Genomic DNA, 18721 nt, shown 5'->3' with positions numbered 1-18721 from the left:
AATGTTAGGCTCATAATAGGGAGATGCCTTGTTATTCAAGGCGGTCCCCTATTATCGTTACCCATTCTCAAGTTCATCTTATATAGGGTTATGATTAAGATGCCCATAATAAATTCAAGCAGAGGTAATAATGCATATGAATGAGAAGACTACGGATCAGGGTGAGACGATGTACAGGGTGGCTGAGCAGAAGGCAGCTCAGTATTTTGCATCCCTTTATATGCAGGTTAAGGACAAATCATATGTCCCTGCTGTGACCAAAGATATTCAGTTGTGGAGACGGAGACATGTTCATAAAAATTCATGGCTGTCTTTTTTTACACGGTGGAAGAAAAGTGCTGTTTCCCAGGATTATGAACAATATATCGAATGGCTGAATCATACCGGGCAATTAGATGACTACTTGGATCGCAGTATCTCCTATATTTATATGAGAGACTTGGGTAAAACGCTGGACGATCCCCGCACGCAGGCACGAATTCAGCAGGTAATTACCGACACGAAGCATCACTTGATTCCTTCCAATACATCCGGGCGGCAGAACCGAGCAGAATCCATTAGTGTCGCCGGATTTTTCCGGTGGGCCCAGAAGGAGGGCATAGCATCGACGGCCATTTGGCTGATAGAGAAGCTTAAGAATGTCGCCACTCATATCCCGAAGGAAATGGATGCCGATCAAGCCGAACGTAAACTCATCAAAATCATTGTAGGGGTCGTCTTGCATGTGATAGAAGAAATGGATGACAATACAGCGTCTGCTGAACGGTCCCGAAGACTGGATGAAGCGATCCGGATCGGTTACTCCTACGGTTTGACGTATCCTTTTATTGACGATCTTCTGGATTCTAAGGTTTTAACCGCTCCCGAGAAAGAACAATATTCCGGTATGATCCGGACTGCGCTGCTAACAGGGATAGTGCCGGAGCTTAGCGAGTGGCCCGGAAAGAACATGGAGATTATTCAATATATCCATGCAGAGCTGCGGAATGCGTTCGAATATATGAAGAGCCTTCAGAAACCGGAGACGGAGACGACCTTTTTCGGGCAGTCGTATGTTTTTTTCAATGCCCAGGACATTGACCGAAATAAGGAACTTACTAATGCGGATTACACCAATGAAGAACTTTATATTCCTATTATTTTAAAATCCTCTTCCTCCAGGTTAATTGTCCGTTCCGTGATCAGCGCACCCGTGGACGAAGGTTTTGATGAGCGGACCTTTTATTACGGAATCTATAATCAGCTGGCTGACGACTTTGCAGATATGTTTGATGATATGGAGGAGGGAGCGGTAACCCCCTATACCTACTATTTGAAATACCGTAAAGTCCGTTTGGATCTGATCAATCCCTATGAATTATACTGGACGGTGATCTCCCATCTGATTCATAATGTATATCACTCTGATCCCAAGACCCTTGAGGTCATTCTGGATCGTGCCATCAACGGACTCAAACGCTATAAAGCACGCATAGGGACTGAACGGTATAACGAGATCATGGAGATCTTTGCATCCGGGAACCCGGAATTTAACCGGCTTATTCAACAAATGGTACGAAAAGCAGATCATGTTGATTTCTTCGACAAGCTGCTTCGGGACCGGATGAACACCCAACTTAAAAATGAACGTAAGGCAAAGCAGGAATTTCAGCGGACCGTTCACACCGCCCGGGACCATATCAATCATCTGCTGGAGATTCCCATACCGGATGGTATTCCTCCCATGAAAGAATCATTGATTGAGGCTGCGAATTATAGCCTGACCGGGGACGGGAAGCGGATACGGCCTATTTTGACCTGGGTCCTGGGTGTCGAGGGATATGGACTTCAGTCCGCAGCAATCGAGCCGCTTCTCCGGTCATTGGAATTCATGCATACCGCATCCTTAATATTCGATGATCTGCCTTCTCAGGATAATGCACCTACCCGCAGAGGAAGGCCAACCTTGCATGAGGTGCATAATAGCGCCACAGCTGAATTAACGGGACTTTATCTGATTCAGAAAGCCATTCAAGAGCAAGCTTCGCTGAAGGCTTTCGATCCTAAAACCGTGCTGGCTTTGATGCAATATTCGGCTGAAAAAGCAGAGGACATGTGTATGGGGCAGGTAATGGATTTGCACTCCAAAGGAAAGGCATTGACGCTTGCGCAACTGAACATGATGTGCTTTTATAAAACCGGATTAGCGTTTGAAGCCTGTTTGGTGATGCCTGCCATTCTTGCTCAGGTGCAGCCTGCGGAAATTGCAGCGTTGAAGAAATTCGCTTATCATGCTGGTATTGCTTTTCAGATCAAAGATGATCTGCTGGATGAGGAAGGGGATCATCAACTGCTTGGCAAGAATACCCGTATGGATGCGGACAATAATAATTCGACCTTCGTATCTATTCTTGGTCCGGAAGCGGCTAGAATCGAGATGTGGGATCACTATTGCCACGCAGTAGAAGCGTTGAATGCGATCTCCCGGCAAGCCGCTTTTCTAAAGCACTTATTAGACTATATTATTAACCGGGACCGCTAAATTTACGGAAGTACTGGGGGAGACCATGAATAAAACTGAACGGCAGCTCGCCATCACACTTGAACTGCAGAGGAGCAAGGTGCTTCGAGCGGAAGACTTGGCTGATCAATTCGAGACGAGTGTGCGGACGATATACCGTGACATTCAAGCATTGAGTGAGGCGGGGGTTCCGATTATCGGCGCTCCCGGGCAGGGGTACTCCCTGATGGACGGGTATTTCCTGCCGCCAGTCGGCTTCACTGCCGAGGAGGCTGTGGCCTTGATTATGGGGACGGACTTCATTGAACAGAGGCTGGACGCTTATTACGGCAGTGTAGCGAAGGCGGTACGGCGCAAAATTGAGGCCGTCCTTCCCGAGCCGGTACGCTCTGAATCCAACCGGGTACGTGAAACGATGCGGCTTCTTCACACCAAAGAACCGGTAACCGGCCATAAGGAAAAAGACTATCTCGGAGAGGTAAGGCGTGCCGTTCTGGAACGACGCAAATTGAGCTTTACCTATCTGAAATCTTTGCCCGGATCCGACGGGAACCGGAAAAGCATGCGGAAGGTTGCCCCGTATGGACTGGTGTTCATTCAAGGGAATTGGATTCTGATCGCACACTGCGACCTGCGGCAGGAAATCCGCCATTTCCGTTTGTCGCGGATGACAGAGCTCGACGTGCTCGATGAGCCGTTCACGGTGCCAATCGGATTTGACCTGAGCCGCTACCGTCAACCAGATGACCGTAATATTCGGGTACAGATACGGGTGAATCCTGAGAAGGCGGACAAAATCGCAGAAACCGGCAGCTTTTATATGGATACGATGGAGGAGCGGAAGGATAGCCTATTATTTACCTTTCGCGTCCGGCACACGGAAGAATTGCTTCCGTATGTCCTTAGCTGGGGCGGGGACGTAGAGGTGCTCGAACCGGAGTCATTCCGCCACAGGATCCGGGAAGAGGCCGATAAAATTCTTAAACGCTACTGACAAGCAAAGTGACCATACGCATAACCCTTTGGCCGCAACCGTGTATATTTATAGTATGAATAGATGAACTTTGAAAATTTCAAAATGTGATTGTAATCCTCCTTTTTGTTTAGCCTCCAAGCTAGAATGAAGTTGTTGATAAACATTATCATTCAGGAGGTTAAGCATATGAACACAGAATACAAGATTGCGAAAGATACTTATTGGGTCGGTAAAATTGATAACCGGGAGGTACCTTTTCATCGGCTGATCCTGGCGAAAGGAACTACCTATAACTCCTACCTGCTGAAAACCGGCAAACCTACGATCATCGACACTGTAGATATGGAGTTTGGACGTGAATATGCGGAGCGGTTAAGCCAATTCATTGATCCCATGGATATTGAATATATCGTAATTAACCATACAGAACCTGACCATTCCGGAGGACTGGCTGCACTCTCCTCAAGGGCACTTAATGCCACGATTGTCTGCACAGCGATCGCTGTGCCGGAGTTGCAGGAAATGTACAAGCTTCACAGCCGGAACTTCCTGGTTGTAAAGGACGGAGATACACTGGATATCGGCGGAAAAACCTTGCTGTTCAAGGAGACTCCGTACCTTCATACGGCTGAGACTATGATCACATATTGTGTGGAAGATAAAATCCTCTTTCCTTGCGATATTTTTAGCACCCATGTTGCTGTGAATAAGCTGTTCAGCGATGAGGCCGGATACGACATCACGGATGACTTCAAAGGCTACTACAGTGCAATTATTCACCCGCACCGGAGATACGTCAGAACACTAATGGCTGCTGTTCAGGACCTTGATATTGAGATGATCGCACCTTCTCACGGATATCTGATCCGGGAAGACATCCGCAAATATATTGATCTCTATGATGTACTCAGCCGTGAGACTACTGAAGGCAAAAAGGCTGTTATTGTCTATACCACACTTAAGAATAACACCAAAAGAATGGCGAATATCATGAAGGATTGCCTGAATGCAAACCAGATTGAGACTGAAGTGTGGGATGCCGACAAGAGTAGTGTGGAAGATATTCTGAACAGTATCGCCTCTGCAGATGCCGTGTTTATAGGAAGCTCTACCAGATATGCTGATATGATCGGCAACCTGGAGCCTATCCTGCAAGAGATGAAGAATATGGATCTGGAAGGCAAACTGGCAGCTGCCTTTGGCTCCTACGGTTGGAGCGGGGAAGCGATAGAAGTGATTCAGGATTACCTGAATGCCACGAATATGACTGTACAGAGTACTTCGGAAGTCATCAAATCCACAGGGATGATCCACATCGAATTCCCGATACGTGTCCGTTTCTCACCTAAGGCACCGGAAAAGGTTCAACAAATCAAAAATGCTGCGGAATTTGTCTCTGATCTTCTGCTCAGTTCTTATTAAGGGGGCAGAACATGAATAAACATTATCTTATTATTGGCAGTGGAGTAGCGGCTGTTCATGCCGCCAAGGCGATTCGCGATCAGGATCCTGATACGGAGATTTCCATTCTGGGTGAGGAGGGGCATTTGCCCTACAACCGGATTAAGCTGACCAAAGGATTGTTCACCGATTTGCACAGTGAAAAGGTACTGATCAAGAAGGAAAAGTGGTATAAGGATAACCGCATCGCTGTGCAAACCTCAACCCGGGTAACGAATATTCATACAGACCGGCAACAAGTCGAGACAGCTGACGGCAGAATGATCACTTACCACAAGCTGCTGCTCTGTATGGGGGCGAGAAACCGGGCACTTCCAGTGGAGGGCGCAGGGCTGAAGAATGTCCATACCATCCGGGATCTGGAAGATGCTGATTCCCTGAAAGCGAGTCTTGAGAGCGGCAACCGTATCGTAACCATCGGCGGTGGTGTACAAGGTCTGGAGACGGCATGGGCCTTACACGAAGCTGGTTATGAAGTGACTGTTATCGAAGCGGCTCCGCGGTTAATGGCTCGTCAACTGGATGAAACCTCTTCAATAAAGCTGAAGGAAACCCTTGAACAAGCCGGTGTGAAGGTTATTCTGCATACCGGTGTGACCTCTATAACAGGTGTGGAATCCGTAACAGGAGTTACACTTGACGATAATTCTGTAATTTCCTGTGATCATGTCGTTTATTCGATAGGTATTGTGCCGAATACAACGCTGGTGAAAGACACCCCGATTGATACCCGTTCCGGTATTGTCGTGAATGCACATATGGAGACCAGTGCTCCCCATGTATATGCTGCAGGAGACATTGCTGAAATGAACGGACATGTGGAAGGTTTGTGGGGAGGAGCTATGGAGCAGGGGCGCATTGCCGGTAATAATATGGCGGCTAATGAACCTGTTGCTTACCGCAAAGCAGTTCCGGTCACTTACTTTAATGCATTTGGAATCTCGCTTTTTTCGATTGGACAGACAGATGAGGCGCTGTGTGACCAGAGTATATCAGCAGTAGAGAACGGGGTATATACCCAGATATTTGTGAAAGAAAACACAATGATCGGCGCTGTTTCCTGGGAGGGGGCTGCGGCCTCGCTGGTCTATAAATCCGCTATTGAGTCAGGCTGCAGCCTGGAAGGCATCAATCTTTCCAGCAGTATTTCAGTAATTATGGAGGAAGTTAAGACGAGATTGCAAAGCAATATAAGTTGAAATTAATAAACATGGAAAAGGTAGGAGTGCGGAGGGGGAGTTTGGAACTGTAGGAGCGAAAGCGACCGCCTTTGTCTGCGGATTTCCACCGCGAACAGCGGTATAAATCAAGAAATCTGCAGACAACAGCGGCCGGAAGTCCAAACATTCCCCGCAGTTACGACCAGACCTTAATATGAAAATCTAAAGTTCAACTTATATAGCCTGCAATAATAAAAGAGGAGATGACCCTGATGAAAAAGTATGTATGTGAGCCTTGTGGTTATATTTATGATCCTGCAATTGGTGATCCTGACGAGGATGTAGAACCGGGCACCGCTTTTGAAGATTTGCCTGAGGATTGGGTCTGCCCGGTCTGCGGCGAAGATACCAGCCATTTTTCACCTATATCTTAGAGAATTCTGCAAAGGAGAGACCCGATATGCCGGAACATTCCTGCCAGAATGCCGCTGAGCCCTGCACCCGCAAAGTACCCATCTTCGCTTCCCTTTCCGGCGCGGACCTCTCCCGGATCAGTGCGATGATTATCCACCGAAAGTACTCCAAGGGACAGTCTCTGATTCTGGAAGAACAGCCGACGGATACCCTGTATATTATTCAGCAAGGACAAGTGAAACTGTCCAAAATGACTCCGCAGGGAAAGGAGCAAATCCTGCACATTTTGACAGCCGGTGATTTTTTTGGCGAACTCAGCATCTTTAACAGCGATGAGCTCAGTAACTTTAGCGCATATGCATTGAAAGATACCAGTATCTGCATGCTGACCAAAACAGATATGGAGCTGCTGATCATGGATAATCCCGATATTGCCTTCAAACTGCTTAAGACGGTAACTAAAAGACTGGCGCATACCGAGAATCTGGCGCAAAGCCTGGCTACCAAGGATCCGGAAATCCGGATTGCCTATATGATTCTGGAGCTTAGTGATGTCTATGGTAAAATGCGGGGCGGTAAGATTCATATCGATCTCCCGCTTTCACGGGAAGAACTGGCGAATTACGTAGGCGTTACACGGGAAACCATTAGCCGGAAATTTGCAATCTTTGAAGACCTGGGTCTGATTGAGCTGATCGGCAACAAGCAGATGATCATCCGCAACCGGCCCTCCTTGGAGAAATATATGGACTGACAATTGAAGACAAAAAAAAGAGTGTGCCGGAATTTGGATTCTGGCGCACTCTTTTTACAATGTGGACTAGGCTTGTTCTAATTGCATAGCCGGACCAAAAAACTCATAGTGGATCTGTTCCTCTTTCATCCCTATCGCCAGCAGTTCGCGGATCATGGCTTCCATGAAAGGAACCGGTCCGCATACATAGGCATCACCTGCTGGATCCACATACGATGCTAATGCTTCACGGGTGATTTGGCCGTCCGAGCCGCTTGAATAAAAGGTTTTATATTTGATATTGCTCATGTTCAGCGCATGCTTCTCAACATCATTACCAAAAGCGGCTAGTGATTCATTCCGTGCCGCATGCAGGAATACAGTAGGGCGGTCCGGCGATGACACGGCTACCGTTTCGAGCATGCTCATCATTGGTGTGATACCGACACCACCAGAGATAAAAGCCACTGGTGTGGTTTTGGAAGTATCCAGCAGGAATTCTCCGGCAGGTGCACTTACTTCCACGGTATCTCCTTCGCTTACCTGTGTATGAAGGTAGACAGAGACTACTCCATTCGGATCATTGTCAGCTTCCCGTTTCACGGAGATGCGGAACTCGTCAGGCTTGGATGCTTGAGACAGGCTATACTGGCGGATCATAGTATACTGTTCACCCGGGATTAGTACCCGCACTGAAATGTATTGTCCTGGTTTGAACGCCGGTACACCCGAGCCATCAGCAGGCTTGAGATAGAAGGAGGCTATGCTGGAGCTTTCCTGTACTTTTCGGACCACAGTAAACGGTTTGAAGAAATTCCAGCCATTCTCTTGCTCGCGCGCTTCCTTGTACATGTTCGCTTCAACACCAATGAAGGCGGCTGCGATTACGCCATAAGCTTCTTCCCAAGCCTTCATGATATCATCGGTTGCTGCGTCCCCAAGCACTTCCTTGATGGCTTTCAGCAGAAATTCACCGACAATCGGGTACTGCTCCGGTTTAATGCCAAGACTCACATGTTTATTGGCAATCTGGACGACTGCAGGCAAAATATTCTCCAGGTTGTCAATGTGAACTGCAGCAGCATACACTGCATTCGCAAGGGCAGTCTGTTGCCGGCCTTGTGCCTGATTGGCATGGTTAAATACATTCAAAAGCTCAGGATGGGCCGCAAAGAGATTCCGGTAGAATACCGTAGTTATTGCAGTACCGTGTTCCGCAAGGACAGGGGCTGTAGATTTGACAATTTCTCGTGTTTGTGTGGATAAAATGACCGTTCACTCCTCTCAATTTTACAAATTTAATATATACTCTTTTACATTTAAAAGATATATTTAAAATACCACTTTAACAAAACGGACACTTTTTCTATCTTATTTTGTATCAAAGATCACATAATTTATCCGAGCAGCGAAATTATCGTGAAGGTTCCTCAAGCAGCAGCCTTTCCTCGTCTCTGCTGTGAATAGCATTCACCACCACAAGCGCATGGAAATGCTGAAGCACTTCTGTTGTGAGGCCTTCTTCGTCAAGCATGGTTTTGATATCTGCGATCATGATTCGGAGGAGCTCATGATCACGAGTCAGCCTGGTTACTGCATTCTGCAAACCGGGGTTATTCGCCGCCATCTCCGGATAGAACCCTTCTTCTTCCGCCTCCGCATGACTCAGTATTCTAGTTTCCCAGTACTCCACAAGGTGATCGGCCGCTTGTCGTGCAACCTCGAATTCTTGTATCTCCAGCAGTTTCTCGACTTCTTCAGTTTTGTCTATTGCACCCGATAGTCCGCCTTGATGTATGGCATGATGGGCGTGCAGTTGACGTAAAGAGGGTCCTACCATTTGTTTATCCTCCCCAAAATTTTTTCTCAGTATAACATAGAAGGCAGCATTGAAATTTCCGGTTAGGACATCCCCTGAACAAAAAGAGGGAATTCCCTGACAGCAGTTAGCAGCGCACACCTTTCTAAAACGCTTAGAAGGCTCTCCTGATTCAAGAGGGGGGCTTTTCACTTTTTGCTGAATCAAGGGATTTCCCGAGGGACTATAGGACATTCCCTAATGGGAACTCCGGTCCGGGGCCTCCATAATGGAGGTATTCGAATGAATAGTGAGTCGGACTCTTCCATGTCCTTCATTCTGCAAAGGAGTGTTTGTAAGCGATGAAGAAAAAGTATGGCTTGAACTTTTTTAAGCCGGTTGAAAGTTATTCTGGAAAGTGGTCCATTCTGGAGGAAAAGAACAGGGATTGGGAAGATATGTACCGCCAGCGCTGGTCTCATGATAAAGTGGTCCGCACAACGCATGGAGTGAATTGTACAGGCTCCTGCAGCTGGAAGGTATTCGTGAAGAATGGAATTATTACTTGGGAGAATCAACAGATTGACTATCCGTCCTGCGGACCGGATATGCCGGAGTTCGAACCCCGCGGCTGTCCCAGAGGTGCAACCTTTTCCTGGTATGAATATAGTCCCCTTCGGGTGAAATACCCCTATATGAGAGGGAAGCTGTGGCGCCTCTGGAAGGCTGCAGTGCAGGAGCATGACAATCCCGTAGATGCTTGGGCAAGTATCGTGGAAGACCCGGAGAAAGCGGATCTCTATAAAAAAGCCCGTGGCAAAGGGGGGCTGACCCGGGTTGCGTGGGATGACGCGCTTCGTCTGATCTCGGCACAGTTAATCTATACCATACGAAAGTATGGGCCAGACCGGATTGCCGGGTTCACTCCGATTCCGGCTATGTCTATGGTCAGCTATGCTTCGGGTGCACGGTTCCTCTCGCTCATTGGAGGGCAAATGCTCAGCTTTTACGATTGGTACGCTGATCTGCCCCCGGCTTCTCCGCAAATATGGGGCGAGCAGACAGATGTTCCAGAATCCTCAGATTGGTACAATGCCGGCTATTTGATCATGTGGGGCTCGAATGTACCGCTAACCCGGACCCCGGATGCCCACTTCATGACTGAAGTACGATATAAAGGAACCAAAGTGGTGTCCGTTGCACCGGATTTGGCAGAGAACGTCAAATTCGCTGACAACTGGCTTGCACCTAATCCGGGTACCGATGCTGCCTTAGCTCAGGCAATGACCCATGTGATTCTGAAGGAATTTTATTATGAACGCCAAGAAGCGATGTTTATGGACTATGCCAAACAATATACGGACATGCCTTTCATCATTCTCCTGGATCCCCATGAGCAGAGCTTGAAGGGCGGTCGTTTCCTCCGTGCGAGCGATCTCGGTGATTCCTCTTCGCATGCGGAATGGAAACCAGTGATCTATGACTCTGTCTCCGAGGAGCTTGTGGTTCCTAACGGGACGATGGGGCAGCGCTGGGAGACGGATAAGAAATGGAATCTCATTCTTGAACGGGAAGACGGCACGAAGATTGTTCCTGCACTTTCTGTTGAAGAATACGGCGGGCAGTGGGAAGAGATTGTATTCCCTTATTTCGATCAAGCGGGGAACGGTACATTCACACGGACGATTCCTGCTATGAAAATACGTCTTGCTGATGGAACGGAACGATATGGTACAACGGTATATGATCTGATGATGAGTCAATACGGGATCGGCAGAATTGAGAGTCCTTGGAACGCCAAGGACTATAACGATAGCGCCTCCCATTACACTCCTGCATGGCAGGAGAACATCACAGGTGTGAAATCCAGTGTTGTGGTTCAGATTGCCCGTGAATTCGCCCAGAACGCCATTGATACCGGCGGACGCTCCATGATTATCATGGGAGCCGGGATTAATCATTGGTTCAATAGTGACACCATCTACCGCTCCATCCTGAACCTTGTAATTCTTACCGCATCCCAGGGGGTAAACGGGGGCGGCTGGGCGCACTATGTTGGTCAAGAGAAATGCCGCCCGATCGAAGGATGGTCGACTATCGCTTTTGCGAAGGATTGGCAGGGCCCGTCCCGGCAGCAGAATGCTACGTCGTTCTTCTACTTCGCAACAGAACAATGGCGTTACGAAGAGAGTGGTACCGATTCGCTTAAGTCACCGACAGCAGGAGAGGTAGCCTACCAGCACCCCGCCGATTACAATGTGCTTGCGGCAAGGCTGGGCTGGCTGCCTTCCTTCCCGCAGTTTAACAAGAACAGCCTCATGTTCGCAGAAGAAGCCGCTCAGCAGGGCAAAAAAACCAATGCTGAGATCATCGCCCATACGCTGGAGGAGATCAAATCAAGAACGACCCGTTTTGCCGTAGAAGATCCGGGTGCACCCGAGAATTTCCCGCGAAGCTTATTCATATGGCGTTCTAATCTGATATCCAGCTCCGCGAAGGGCCAGGAATACTTTATGAAGCATCTGCTCGGTGCATCAGATGGACTGCTTGCCACGCCGAATGAAGAGCAGAAACCCGAAGAAATCGTCTGGCGGGAGGATGTAGAAGGCAAGCTGGATCTGATGGTCGCGCTGGATTTTCGTATGACCACAACCCCGTTGTATGCGGATGTCGTTCTTCCGGCGGCTACCTGGTATGAGAAGACGGATTTATCCTCAACAGATATGCATCCGTTCGTTCATCCATTTAATCCTGCGGTCAATCCGTTGTGGGAATCCCGTTCAGATTGGGATATTTACCGCCAGCTCTCGGAAGTCTTCTCGGAAATGGCGAAGTCAGAGCTGCCGGGTGTCTACAAAGATCTGGTCGCTACACCGCTTGCCCATGATTCGATCAGTGAGATTTCTCAGCCGATGGGCTTGGTCAAAGACTGGGCCAAAGGTGAAGTGGAAGCTGTTCCGGGCAAAACGATGCCAAATCTGATTATTGTGGAACGGGATTATACCAAGATTCATGATAAATACATCTCGCTTGGACCTAATCTGGTCTCCGGCAAAGCAGGCGCACATGGCATCAGCTTCTCCGTGGCTGATGAATATGAAGAGCTGAAACGTCTGAACGGGGTCTTTTATGATGATTCGATCAAAGATGGTTTGCCCAAAATTCAAACTGCCCGTCAGGTAGCAGACACGATTCTTCATCTGTCTTCTGCAACCAATGGCCGGGTATCCCAGAAAGCCTACGAACAGGCAGAGAAAGATTCTGGCGTTGTATTAAGAGATATCTCAGCGGACCGGGCTGCGGAGAAAATCACATTCCATAGCATCACCGCACAGCCCCGGGAAGTGATTCCTACACCGGTATTCAGCGGTTCCAACAAACAAGGGCGCAGGTATTCGCCGTTCACTACCAATATTGAACGTCTGGTCCCGTTCCGGACCCTGACAGGCAGACAGCACTTCTACATTGATCATGAAATCTTTCAACAGTTTGGTGAAGCATTGCCTATCTACAAACCGACCTTGCCGCCGATGGTATTCGGGCCGCGGGACAGGGAAGTAAAAGGCGGGCAGGATGCGCTTGTCCTTCGGTATTTAACACCACACGGCAAGTGGAATATTCACTCCACATATCAGGACAACCAGCACATGCTGACTCTTTTCCGTGGCGGGCCTACGGTGTGGATTAACAACGAGGACGCAGAACAGCACGATATTGCTGATAATGATTGGCTGGAAGTCTACAACCGGAATGGCGTGGTCACTGCCCGTGCTGTCGTTAGCCACCGTATGCCTAGAGGCACCATGTTCATGTATCACGCACAAGACAAGCATATTCAAGTTCCCGGCTCCGAGATTACCGATACGCGTGGCGGCAGTCATAATGCTCCCACCCGAATTCATCTTAAGCCCACCCAGATGGTTGGGGGTTACGCACAGCTCAGCTATGGATTTAACTACTACGGCCCAATCGGCAACCAGCGTGATGTATACGTAGCCGTGCGAAAAATGAAGGAGGTCAACTGGCTTGAAGATTAAAGCGCAAGTAGCAATGGTGATGAATCTGGATAAGTGCATAGGCTGTCATACCTGCAGCGTGACCTGCAAAACGACCTGGACCAACCGTAAAGGTGCGGAATATATGTGGTTTAACAACGTGGAGACCAAACCGGGCATCGGTTATCCGAAACGCTGGGAAGATCAGGAACTCTACAAAGGGGGCTGGCAGCTCCGCAAAGGCAAGCTTGAGCTGAAATCCGGCAACAAGTTGTCCAAGATCGCGCTCGGGAAGATTTTTTATAACCCGGACATGCCAGAGATGAAGGATTATTATGAACCCTGGACATACAATTACGAGCATCTGACGGACGCTGGGGAACAAAAGCATTCACCTGTGGCACGTGCGCATTCGGCAGTAACAGGCGAGAAGATGGACCTGGAGTGGGGTCCGAACTGGGAGGATGATCTGGCCGGCGCACACGTAACCGGACCGCTTGATCCGAATATCCAGAAGATTGAAGAGGAGATCAAATTCAACTTTGAACAGTCGTTCATGATCTATCTGCCACGGTTGTGTGAACACTGCCTTAATCCCAGCTGTGTCGCCTCTTGTCCTTCAGGAGCGATGTATAAAAGGGAAGAGGACGGCATTGTTCTCGTAGATCAGGAGGCCTGCCGGGGCTGGAGATACTGCATGACGGGCTGTCCATATAAGAAGGTATATTTCAACTGGCAGACCAACAAAGCGGAAAAATGTACGTTTTGCTTCCCGCGTGTGGAAGCTGGATTGCCGACGGTATGCTCTGAGACCTGTACTGGTCGTATCCGTTATCTAGGCGTTCTGCTCTACGACGCGGACAAGGTGCTGGAGGCTGCTTCCACACCGGATGAGAAAGATCTGTACAAAGCCCAATGTGATTTATTTATGAATCCGCATGATCCTGAAGTCATCGCCCAAGCCAGAAAAGACGGGATCTCTGAGGATTGGCTGGAAGCCGCCCAGAATTCACCGGTATATAAGCTTGCCATTGAACATAAGCTGGCGTTCCCGCTGCACCCGGAATACCGGACGCTGCCGATGGTATGGTATGTCCCGCCACTCAGCCCGATAATGAATTATTTTGAAGGGAAGGATTCTCTGAAGAATCCGGATATGATTTTCCCGGCGATCGAGGAAATGCGGACACCCATCCAGTATCTGGCCAATATGCTGACCGCAGGCGACACTCAGACGGTAAAAGAAGCTCTCCAGCGGATGGCTATGATGCGCTCGTATATGCGTGCCAAATCAGCCAATCAACCCTTCGATGCAAGCCGGCTTGAGCGGGTAGGATTGACAGCACAGCAGACTGAACAGATGTACCGCTTGTTGGCTATCGCCAAATATGAGGACCGCTTTGTAATTCCGACATCCCATAAGGAACAAACTATGAATCCATATCGTGCCCAAGGCTCTGCTGGGTATGGCAACCGGATGGGTGACATGGGTTCCTTCGGGTCATCAGGATCGGGATGTGATGGATGCGGTCCGTCAAATACTGCCGGTTCGGAGTCGAAGACGGCCAAGGAATTATACGAAGAGAACTTCTACGGAGGGATCTGGCGTGATTGATTTAACGAAGCTGTACACATTCAAGCACTCCTTCGGGTACTTTGCATTGCAGCTAATGTATCCAGAAAGTCAGGATTTTCAACAGTCTTTCCCGGAAGAGGTGTTCGAAGAGGGACATCCGGCTTACCACCATCTGCATATGTACGGGGAGCTCATGCAGCAATACAGTTTGGATGAGATACAGGAACAATATGCAGCAACCTTTGATTTTCAGCGGGATTGTGCACTGTATATGACTTATTTTAAATTTGAGGATGCCAAGGAACGTGGTCAAATCCTCGCCAAACTAAAAATGCTGTATGAAATGTATGGGCTTGAAATGCCTGAAGGTGAATTGCCGGACTACTTGCCGCTCATGTGTGAATTTCTTTATGCAGCCGAATGGCGTAACGATTCACGGACACCCGAGAATTTCCGGATGCTGATTGGGATTCTGGAGGATGGCACATATCACTTGCTTCAGGCGCTGGACAAGAATCAAAGCCCGTATTTCCACCTGGTGAAGGGTCTTCGGGAAACACTCAAAGCTTGCATCGAACAGGAGGCAGTCAGTCAATGAATATGTTCGATCAATTCTTATGGGTCATTATTCCATACATTTGCCTAGTCGTTTTTGTTGTTGGGCATATCTACCGCTACCGGAGAGACCAGTTCAACTGGACGGCCAAATCCAGTGAATTTATCGAGAAGAAACAACTGAAATATGGAAGTATTCTCTTTCATCTTGGAATTATTCCTGTTATCTTCGGACACATTGGCGGTCTCGTTGTTCCAAAATCATGGATGGAGGCTGTGGGTGTAAATGAGCATACGTATCATATCGGGGCAGTATATATCGGTGGGATTTTTGGAATCGTCACTCTGGCCGGTATGCTGATTCTTACCTCACGGCGATTTACACTCAAGAACGTCCGGCGGCTTAGCAGCGCTTCTGATTTGATTGTTAATTCTCTGCTCTTGTTCATTGTATTTATGGGCATGTACTCTACACTTGTTACCAACGCGGTGCAGCCTGAATTTGATTACCGTGAGACCATTTCCGTATGGTTCCGTGGCTTGTTTATGTTCAGACCCGATCCTGCGTTAATGACAACTGTGCCGCTTTCCTTTAAAATTCACGTCCTGTCTGGTTTCGCGATCTTCGCATTCTGGCCCTTTACCCGGCTTGTTCATGTATGGAGTGTTCCGTTGAATTATGTAGGCAGAAGTTATATTCTATACAGAAGACATAAATCGAATTAAAGGAAAGTAAGTGTGCACTTCTTTCCCTGTTCAAATAGGAGAGAACACGATGAAAAACAAGGTTGATTATCAGCTGGAGCTTGACCTGATCCGTGAAGCTTTAGGGTATGATTTCATGTCATTGGCACTTGCAGACCCTGCAGAATATGATTATGTCATCCGATGGAAATACGCCTCCGGCAATCTGAATTCCCGTTATAAAGGGATTGTTCTTCAGTCGGGAAGAGGAGTAGCGGGCATCGTATTTAAAACCGGAAAGCCGTTCTTACTCTCTTCAGTAAAAGAACAGGTTCGGCAAGAAATGCTGTTTAATTATCCGATTGTTAAATCAGAGAATCTGCAGAGTATAGGGGCAGTACCCCTGTGGAACGATGCCCGTGTAGCCGGTGTGCTTCTTGGTGGTTTCCGGGGGATTCAGCAGGTTAATGAAACCATGCTGAGGGATCTGGAGAGTATGGCTCGTAAGGGGATTGGAGACTTGAACGGGAAGGAATTGTTGCTGAGTTGATGCTGCCAACCGGGATGGATTCACTAAATATTCTGATGCTGAAGCTGTTTGAGAACAGCAGGGAAGCTATCTTCTTTTTTGACAGGGAAGGGAAGACACTGGCCATGAATCCTGCAGCCTCCAGTATTGTGGACAGCGACTTTCTAGACCAGCTAGAGCAAGGGAATTCCCTTGCTCTCTGCAATACCTGCAGGGGGTATACCAGTGACCATGAGCTCCGTACCTGTTCCAACTGCTTTTTTCATACAACCGAATCCGAGGATTTCACCTCCTACCAGGTTTACCTTGAGACGAAATACAAAGGGATTGTACCCTACACAGCAAGCTTTCATACGATAGATCCCGAGAATGGGATCCGGGTGTTAATGCTCCGGGATCTAACCAGACAGTTCAAGACCCAGGAGAATTTTTATCAGAATAAAATGATGAAGCATGTGATTGAAGCACAAGAGAATGAGCGAAAGCGGATTTCCCGTGAACTGCATGACAGCGTTGCCCAGGAGCTTATGAGCGCTGTAGTGGATTTGCGGGTGCTTAAGTACATGACCACAGATGACAACATACTTAAGAAGGTCAAGCAGACCGAAGTCTCTATGACGCGGCTCCTGAATGATATCCGCAATCTCTCTGTGGAGCTTCGTCCGGCTGCGCTCGATGATTTCGGGCTGGAAGCAGCCTTCCGTTCCCACTTTAAGCGGCTGGAGCAAATCTACGGACTTATCATAGAATTTGATTCCGATCTCTCCGAGAACCGCTATGACAGTGAAATAGAAACGGTGATGTACAGGGTCTGCCAGGAAGCAGTGCTCAATGCTCTAAAGTATGCACAGGTAGACATGGTCCAAGTAAAACTTACCGAGCGTGACGGAATGCTGAAGCTCACAATCGAAGATGAAGGCATCGGATTTAACTTAGGGGATGAACCAAACGGTACTGGACTGGGATTATACGGTATGCAGGAGCGTGCAGAATTAGTAGGCGGCAGCTTCAGCATAAGGACGGAGGCGGGAAAGGGAACTACAATTATTATTCAAGTTCCTGCCGGAGATGGAAGTGGAAAGGAATGATCACCGGATGAAGATCGTTATCGCAGACGACCATGCCATTGTGCGCAGCGGTTTTGCCATGATTCTTAATTTCCAGGATGACATCGAAGTCATTGGTGCTGCTGCCGACGGGATAGAAGCCTATGCCATGGTAGCGAAATGCAGGCCGGATATCCTGATCATGGATCTTAGCATGCCGCCCGGAGAGAGCGGACTGATCGCTACAGGCAAGATCAAGGAGGATTACCCCGATACCAAAATATTAATTCTGACCATGCATGATGATGAAGAATATCTGTTCCATGTCCTGAAGAACGGAGCGTCAGGTTATGTGCTGAAAAGTGCGCCGGATGAGGAGCTATTACTGGCTATTCGCACTATTCATCAGGGAGGAACCTATATTCATCCCAAATTGGCTACCTCCCTGGTCCGTGAATTCATCAAAAAGGATAAAACTGCCGCTTCAGAAGACCTGTTTGAACTGTTGTCCAAGCGGGAGCTTGAGATTTTGCCGCTGATCGCTAAAGGCTATGGCAATAAAGAGATCGCAGAAAGGCTGTTTATCTCTGTGAAGACGGTGGAGGCCCATAAATCAAAAATCATGGAAAAATTAAACCTGAAGAGCCGGCCGGAACTGGTGGAATATGCCTTGAAAAAAAAGCTGCTGGATTTCTAAGTTTCGATTGGAGGTATTTATGCCGAATTCTACCGGTATGCACTCTACTTCACCTGCTATGCGTATTCTAGAGAACGAACACCGCTATTTATCCTATCTGATGGGAGAATGGCACGCGATTGTTCTTTCTTTTGAACAAGACGATCTGATCAGTGAAGAGGAAGCTCGTCACAGAATCGGGGAGCTGCGGAGATTGATTCTGGAGTTTCAGATTCCGCTTGCCAAGCATACACATAAAGAGGAAGAACACTTTTTCCCGCTGCTCGGCCGGTATATAGGTTTTGAACAAGGGCCGCTGGTTGGAATTCAGGAAGAGCATGTGGAAATCGACGGTTATTTGGGACATTTCCTTCACCATACGGCAGTTGACATGGAACCGCTGTCGCTGTCAAAGATGATGTCCGCCGTGAAAGATGCTGCAGAGGCTTTTGAAATATTAACCGTGCATTTTGTCAAAGAAGAAGCTGTGATTTTTCCAATGGCCGAGACTCAGCTGAACGAACCGGACCACAGGCGGCTTTTTTCAAAAATGAACACACTAATCACATAAAATCTCCATACGGCTTTATTGTCCTCCTAAGGATGATAGAGCTTTTT

Annotated in this window: 16 protein-coding genes; 14 read left to right on the top strand and 2 right to left on the bottom strand. The window is 48.1% G+C overall.

Going from position 1 to position 18721, the window contains the following annotated elements; translation table 11 throughout:
• Positions 1 to 136: 136 nt before the first annotated feature.
• From AC0MA3_RS02505 to AC0MA3_RS02480, 6 genes are all read left to right on the top strand, one after another.
• Complete coding sequence (locus AC0MA3_RS02505; protein WP_474655053.1) at positions 137 to 2521, top strand: polyprenyl synthetase family protein; 2385 nt, start codon at positions 137 to 139, stop codon at positions 2519 to 2521.
• 25 nt (positions 2522 to 2546) lie between these two features.
• Positions 2547 to 3494: a helix-turn-helix transcriptional regulator gene (locus AC0MA3_RS02500; RefSeq protein ID WP_474655052.1), complete on the top strand. Its 948-nt coding sequence runs from the start codon at positions 2547 to 2549 to the stop codon at positions 3492 to 3494.
• Positions 3495 to 3662: 168 nt separating this feature from the next.
• Entirely contained in the window at positions 3663 to 4898 is a 1236-nt protein-coding gene (locus tag AC0MA3_RS02495) for an FprA family A-type flavoprotein (protein ID WP_474655051.1), read from the top strand.
• Between the two features lie 11 nt (positions 4899 to 4909).
• On the top strand, positions 4910 to 6136 hold the full coding sequence (locus AC0MA3_RS02490; RefSeq protein ID WP_474655050.1) for an NAD(P)/FAD-dependent oxidoreductase: 1227 nt from the start codon (positions 4910 to 4912) through the stop codon (positions 6134 to 6136).
• A gap of 233 nt (positions 6137 to 6369) precedes the next feature.
• A complete protein-coding gene (gene rd / locus AC0MA3_RS02485; protein WP_379152251.1) occupies positions 6370 to 6531 on the top strand; it encodes a rubredoxin in 162 nt (53 codons plus the stop codon).
• Positions 6532 to 6557: 26 nt separating this feature from the next.
• A complete protein-coding gene (locus AC0MA3_RS02480; protein WP_474655049.1) occupies positions 6558 to 7265 on the top strand; it encodes a Crp/Fnr family transcriptional regulator in 708 nt (235 codons plus the stop codon).
• Positions 7266 to 7331: 66 nt separating this feature from the next.
• Here the strand turns inward: AC0MA3_RS02480 and hmpA are convergent, their stop codons facing one another.
• Both hmpA and AC0MA3_RS02470 read right to left on the bottom strand, forming a co-directional pair.
• The gene (gene hmpA, locus AC0MA3_RS02475; protein WP_474655168.1) at positions 7332 to 8513 is read right to left on the bottom strand and encodes an NO-inducible flavohemoprotein; all 1182 of its coding nucleotides are present in this window, start codon (positions 8511 to 8513) and stop codon (positions 7332 to 7334) included.
• A 145-nt stretch (positions 8514 to 8658) separates the two neighbouring features.
• Complete coding sequence (locus tag AC0MA3_RS02470) at positions 8659 to 9084, bottom strand: hemerythrin domain-containing protein (protein WP_474655048.1); 426 nt, start codon at positions 9082 to 9084, stop codon at positions 8659 to 8661.
• A gap of 320 nt (positions 9085 to 9404) precedes the next feature.
• Here AC0MA3_RS02470 and AC0MA3_RS02465 point away from each other — a divergent pair, with 320 nt between their 5' ends.
• From AC0MA3_RS02465 to AC0MA3_RS02430, 8 genes are read left to right on the top strand one after another with little or no spacing between them, the layout of a single operon-like run.
• Positions 9405 to 13079 (top strand): nitrate reductase subunit alpha, encoded by a 3675-nt coding sequence (locus tag AC0MA3_RS02465; RefSeq protein ID WP_474655047.1) that lies wholly within the window; start codon positions 9405 to 9407, stop codon positions 13077 to 13079.
• Positions 13069 to 14652: a nitrate reductase subunit beta gene (gene narH, locus AC0MA3_RS02460; protein ID WP_379152264.1), complete on the top strand. Its 1584-nt coding sequence runs from the start codon at positions 13069 to 13071 to the stop codon at positions 14650 to 14652. Before AC0MA3_RS02465 ends, narH begins: the two co-directional genes overlap by 11 nt.
• Entirely contained in the window at positions 14645 to 15211 is a 567-nt protein-coding gene (narJ, locus tag AC0MA3_RS02455; RefSeq protein WP_474655046.1) for a nitrate reductase molybdenum cofactor assembly chaperone, read from the top strand. The genes narH and narJ overlap by 8 nt, the downstream gene beginning before the upstream one ends.
• Entirely contained in the window at positions 15208 to 15894 is a 687-nt protein-coding gene (narI, locus tag AC0MA3_RS02450; protein ID WP_379152272.1) for a respiratory nitrate reductase subunit gamma, read from the top strand. The genes narJ and narI overlap by 4 nt, the downstream gene beginning before the upstream one ends.
• Positions 15895 to 15943: 49 nt before the next feature.
• Positions 15944 to 16402, top strand: coding sequence for a GAF domain-containing protein (locus tag AC0MA3_RS02445; RefSeq protein ID WP_379152275.1), 459 nt, complete (start codon positions 15944 to 15946; stop codon positions 16400 to 16402).
• Complete coding sequence (locus AC0MA3_RS02440) at positions 16399 to 17469, top strand: sensor histidine kinase (RefSeq protein WP_474655045.1); 1071 nt, start codon at positions 16399 to 16401, stop codon at positions 17467 to 17469. Before AC0MA3_RS02445 ends, AC0MA3_RS02440 begins: the two co-directional genes overlap by 4 nt.
• 7 nt (positions 17470 to 17476) lie before the next feature.
• Complete coding sequence (locus tag AC0MA3_RS02435) at positions 17477 to 18124, top strand: response regulator (protein WP_379154129.1); 648 nt, start codon at positions 17477 to 17479, stop codon at positions 18122 to 18124.
• A gap of 19 nt (positions 18125 to 18143) precedes the next feature.
• Complete coding sequence (locus tag AC0MA3_RS02430; protein WP_379152282.1) at positions 18144 to 18674, top strand: hemerythrin domain-containing protein; 531 nt, start codon at positions 18144 to 18146, stop codon at positions 18672 to 18674.
• Positions 18675 to 18721: the final 47 nt, after the last annotated feature.

The organism is Paenibacillus sp. LS-5 (assembly GCF_056121505.1).
Note: the sequence above shows the minus strand (reverse complement) of the source record. Positions and strands in the feature narration are given on the sequence as shown.

What these genes read in the sequence shown, in the direction of transcription:
- AC0MA3_RS02505 (WP_474655053.1), top strand. Translation starts at nt 137, where the DNA reads ATGAATGAGAAGACTACGGATCAGGGTGAGACGATGTACAGGGTGGCT.
- AC0MA3_RS02500 (WP_474655052.1), top strand. Translation starts at nt 2,547, where the DNA reads ATGAATAAAACTGAACGGCAGCTCGCCATCACACTTGAACTGCAGAGG.
- AC0MA3_RS02495 (WP_474655051.1), top strand. Translation starts at nt 3,663, where the DNA reads ATGAACACAGAATACAAGATTGCGAAAGATACTTATTGGGTCGGTAAA.
- AC0MA3_RS02490 (WP_474655050.1), top strand. Translation starts at nt 4,910, where the DNA reads ATGAATAAACATTATCTTATTATTGGCAGTGGAGTAGCGGCTGTTCAT.
- rd (WP_379152251.1), top strand. Translation starts at nt 6,370, where the DNA reads ATGAAAAAGTATGTATGTGAGCCTTGTGGTTATATTTATGATCCTGCA.
- AC0MA3_RS02480 (WP_474655049.1), top strand. Translation starts at nt 6,558, where the DNA reads ATGCCGGAACATTCCTGCCAGAATGCCGCTGAGCCCTGCACCCGCAAA.
- AC0MA3_RS02470 (WP_474655048.1), bottom strand. Translation starts at nt 9,084, where the DNA reads ATGGTAGGACCCTCTTTACGTCAACTGCACGCCCATCATGCCATACAT.
- AC0MA3_RS02465 (WP_474655047.1), top strand. Translation starts at nt 9,405, where the DNA reads ATGAAGAAAAAGTATGGCTTGAACTTTTTTAAGCCGGTTGAAAGTTAT.
- narI (WP_379152272.1), top strand. Translation starts at nt 15,208, where the DNA reads ATGAATATGTTCGATCAATTCTTATGGGTCATTATTCCATACATTTGC.
- AC0MA3_RS02445 (WP_379152275.1), top strand. Translation starts at nt 15,944, where the DNA reads ATGAAAAACAAGGTTGATTATCAGCTGGAGCTTGACCTGATCCGTGAA.
- AC0MA3_RS02435 (WP_379154129.1), top strand. Translation starts at nt 17,477, where the DNA reads ATGAAGATCGTTATCGCAGACGACCATGCCATTGTGCGCAGCGGTTTT.
- AC0MA3_RS02430 (WP_379152282.1), top strand. Translation starts at nt 18,144, where the DNA reads ATGCCGAATTCTACCGGTATGCACTCTACTTCACCTGCTATGCGTATT.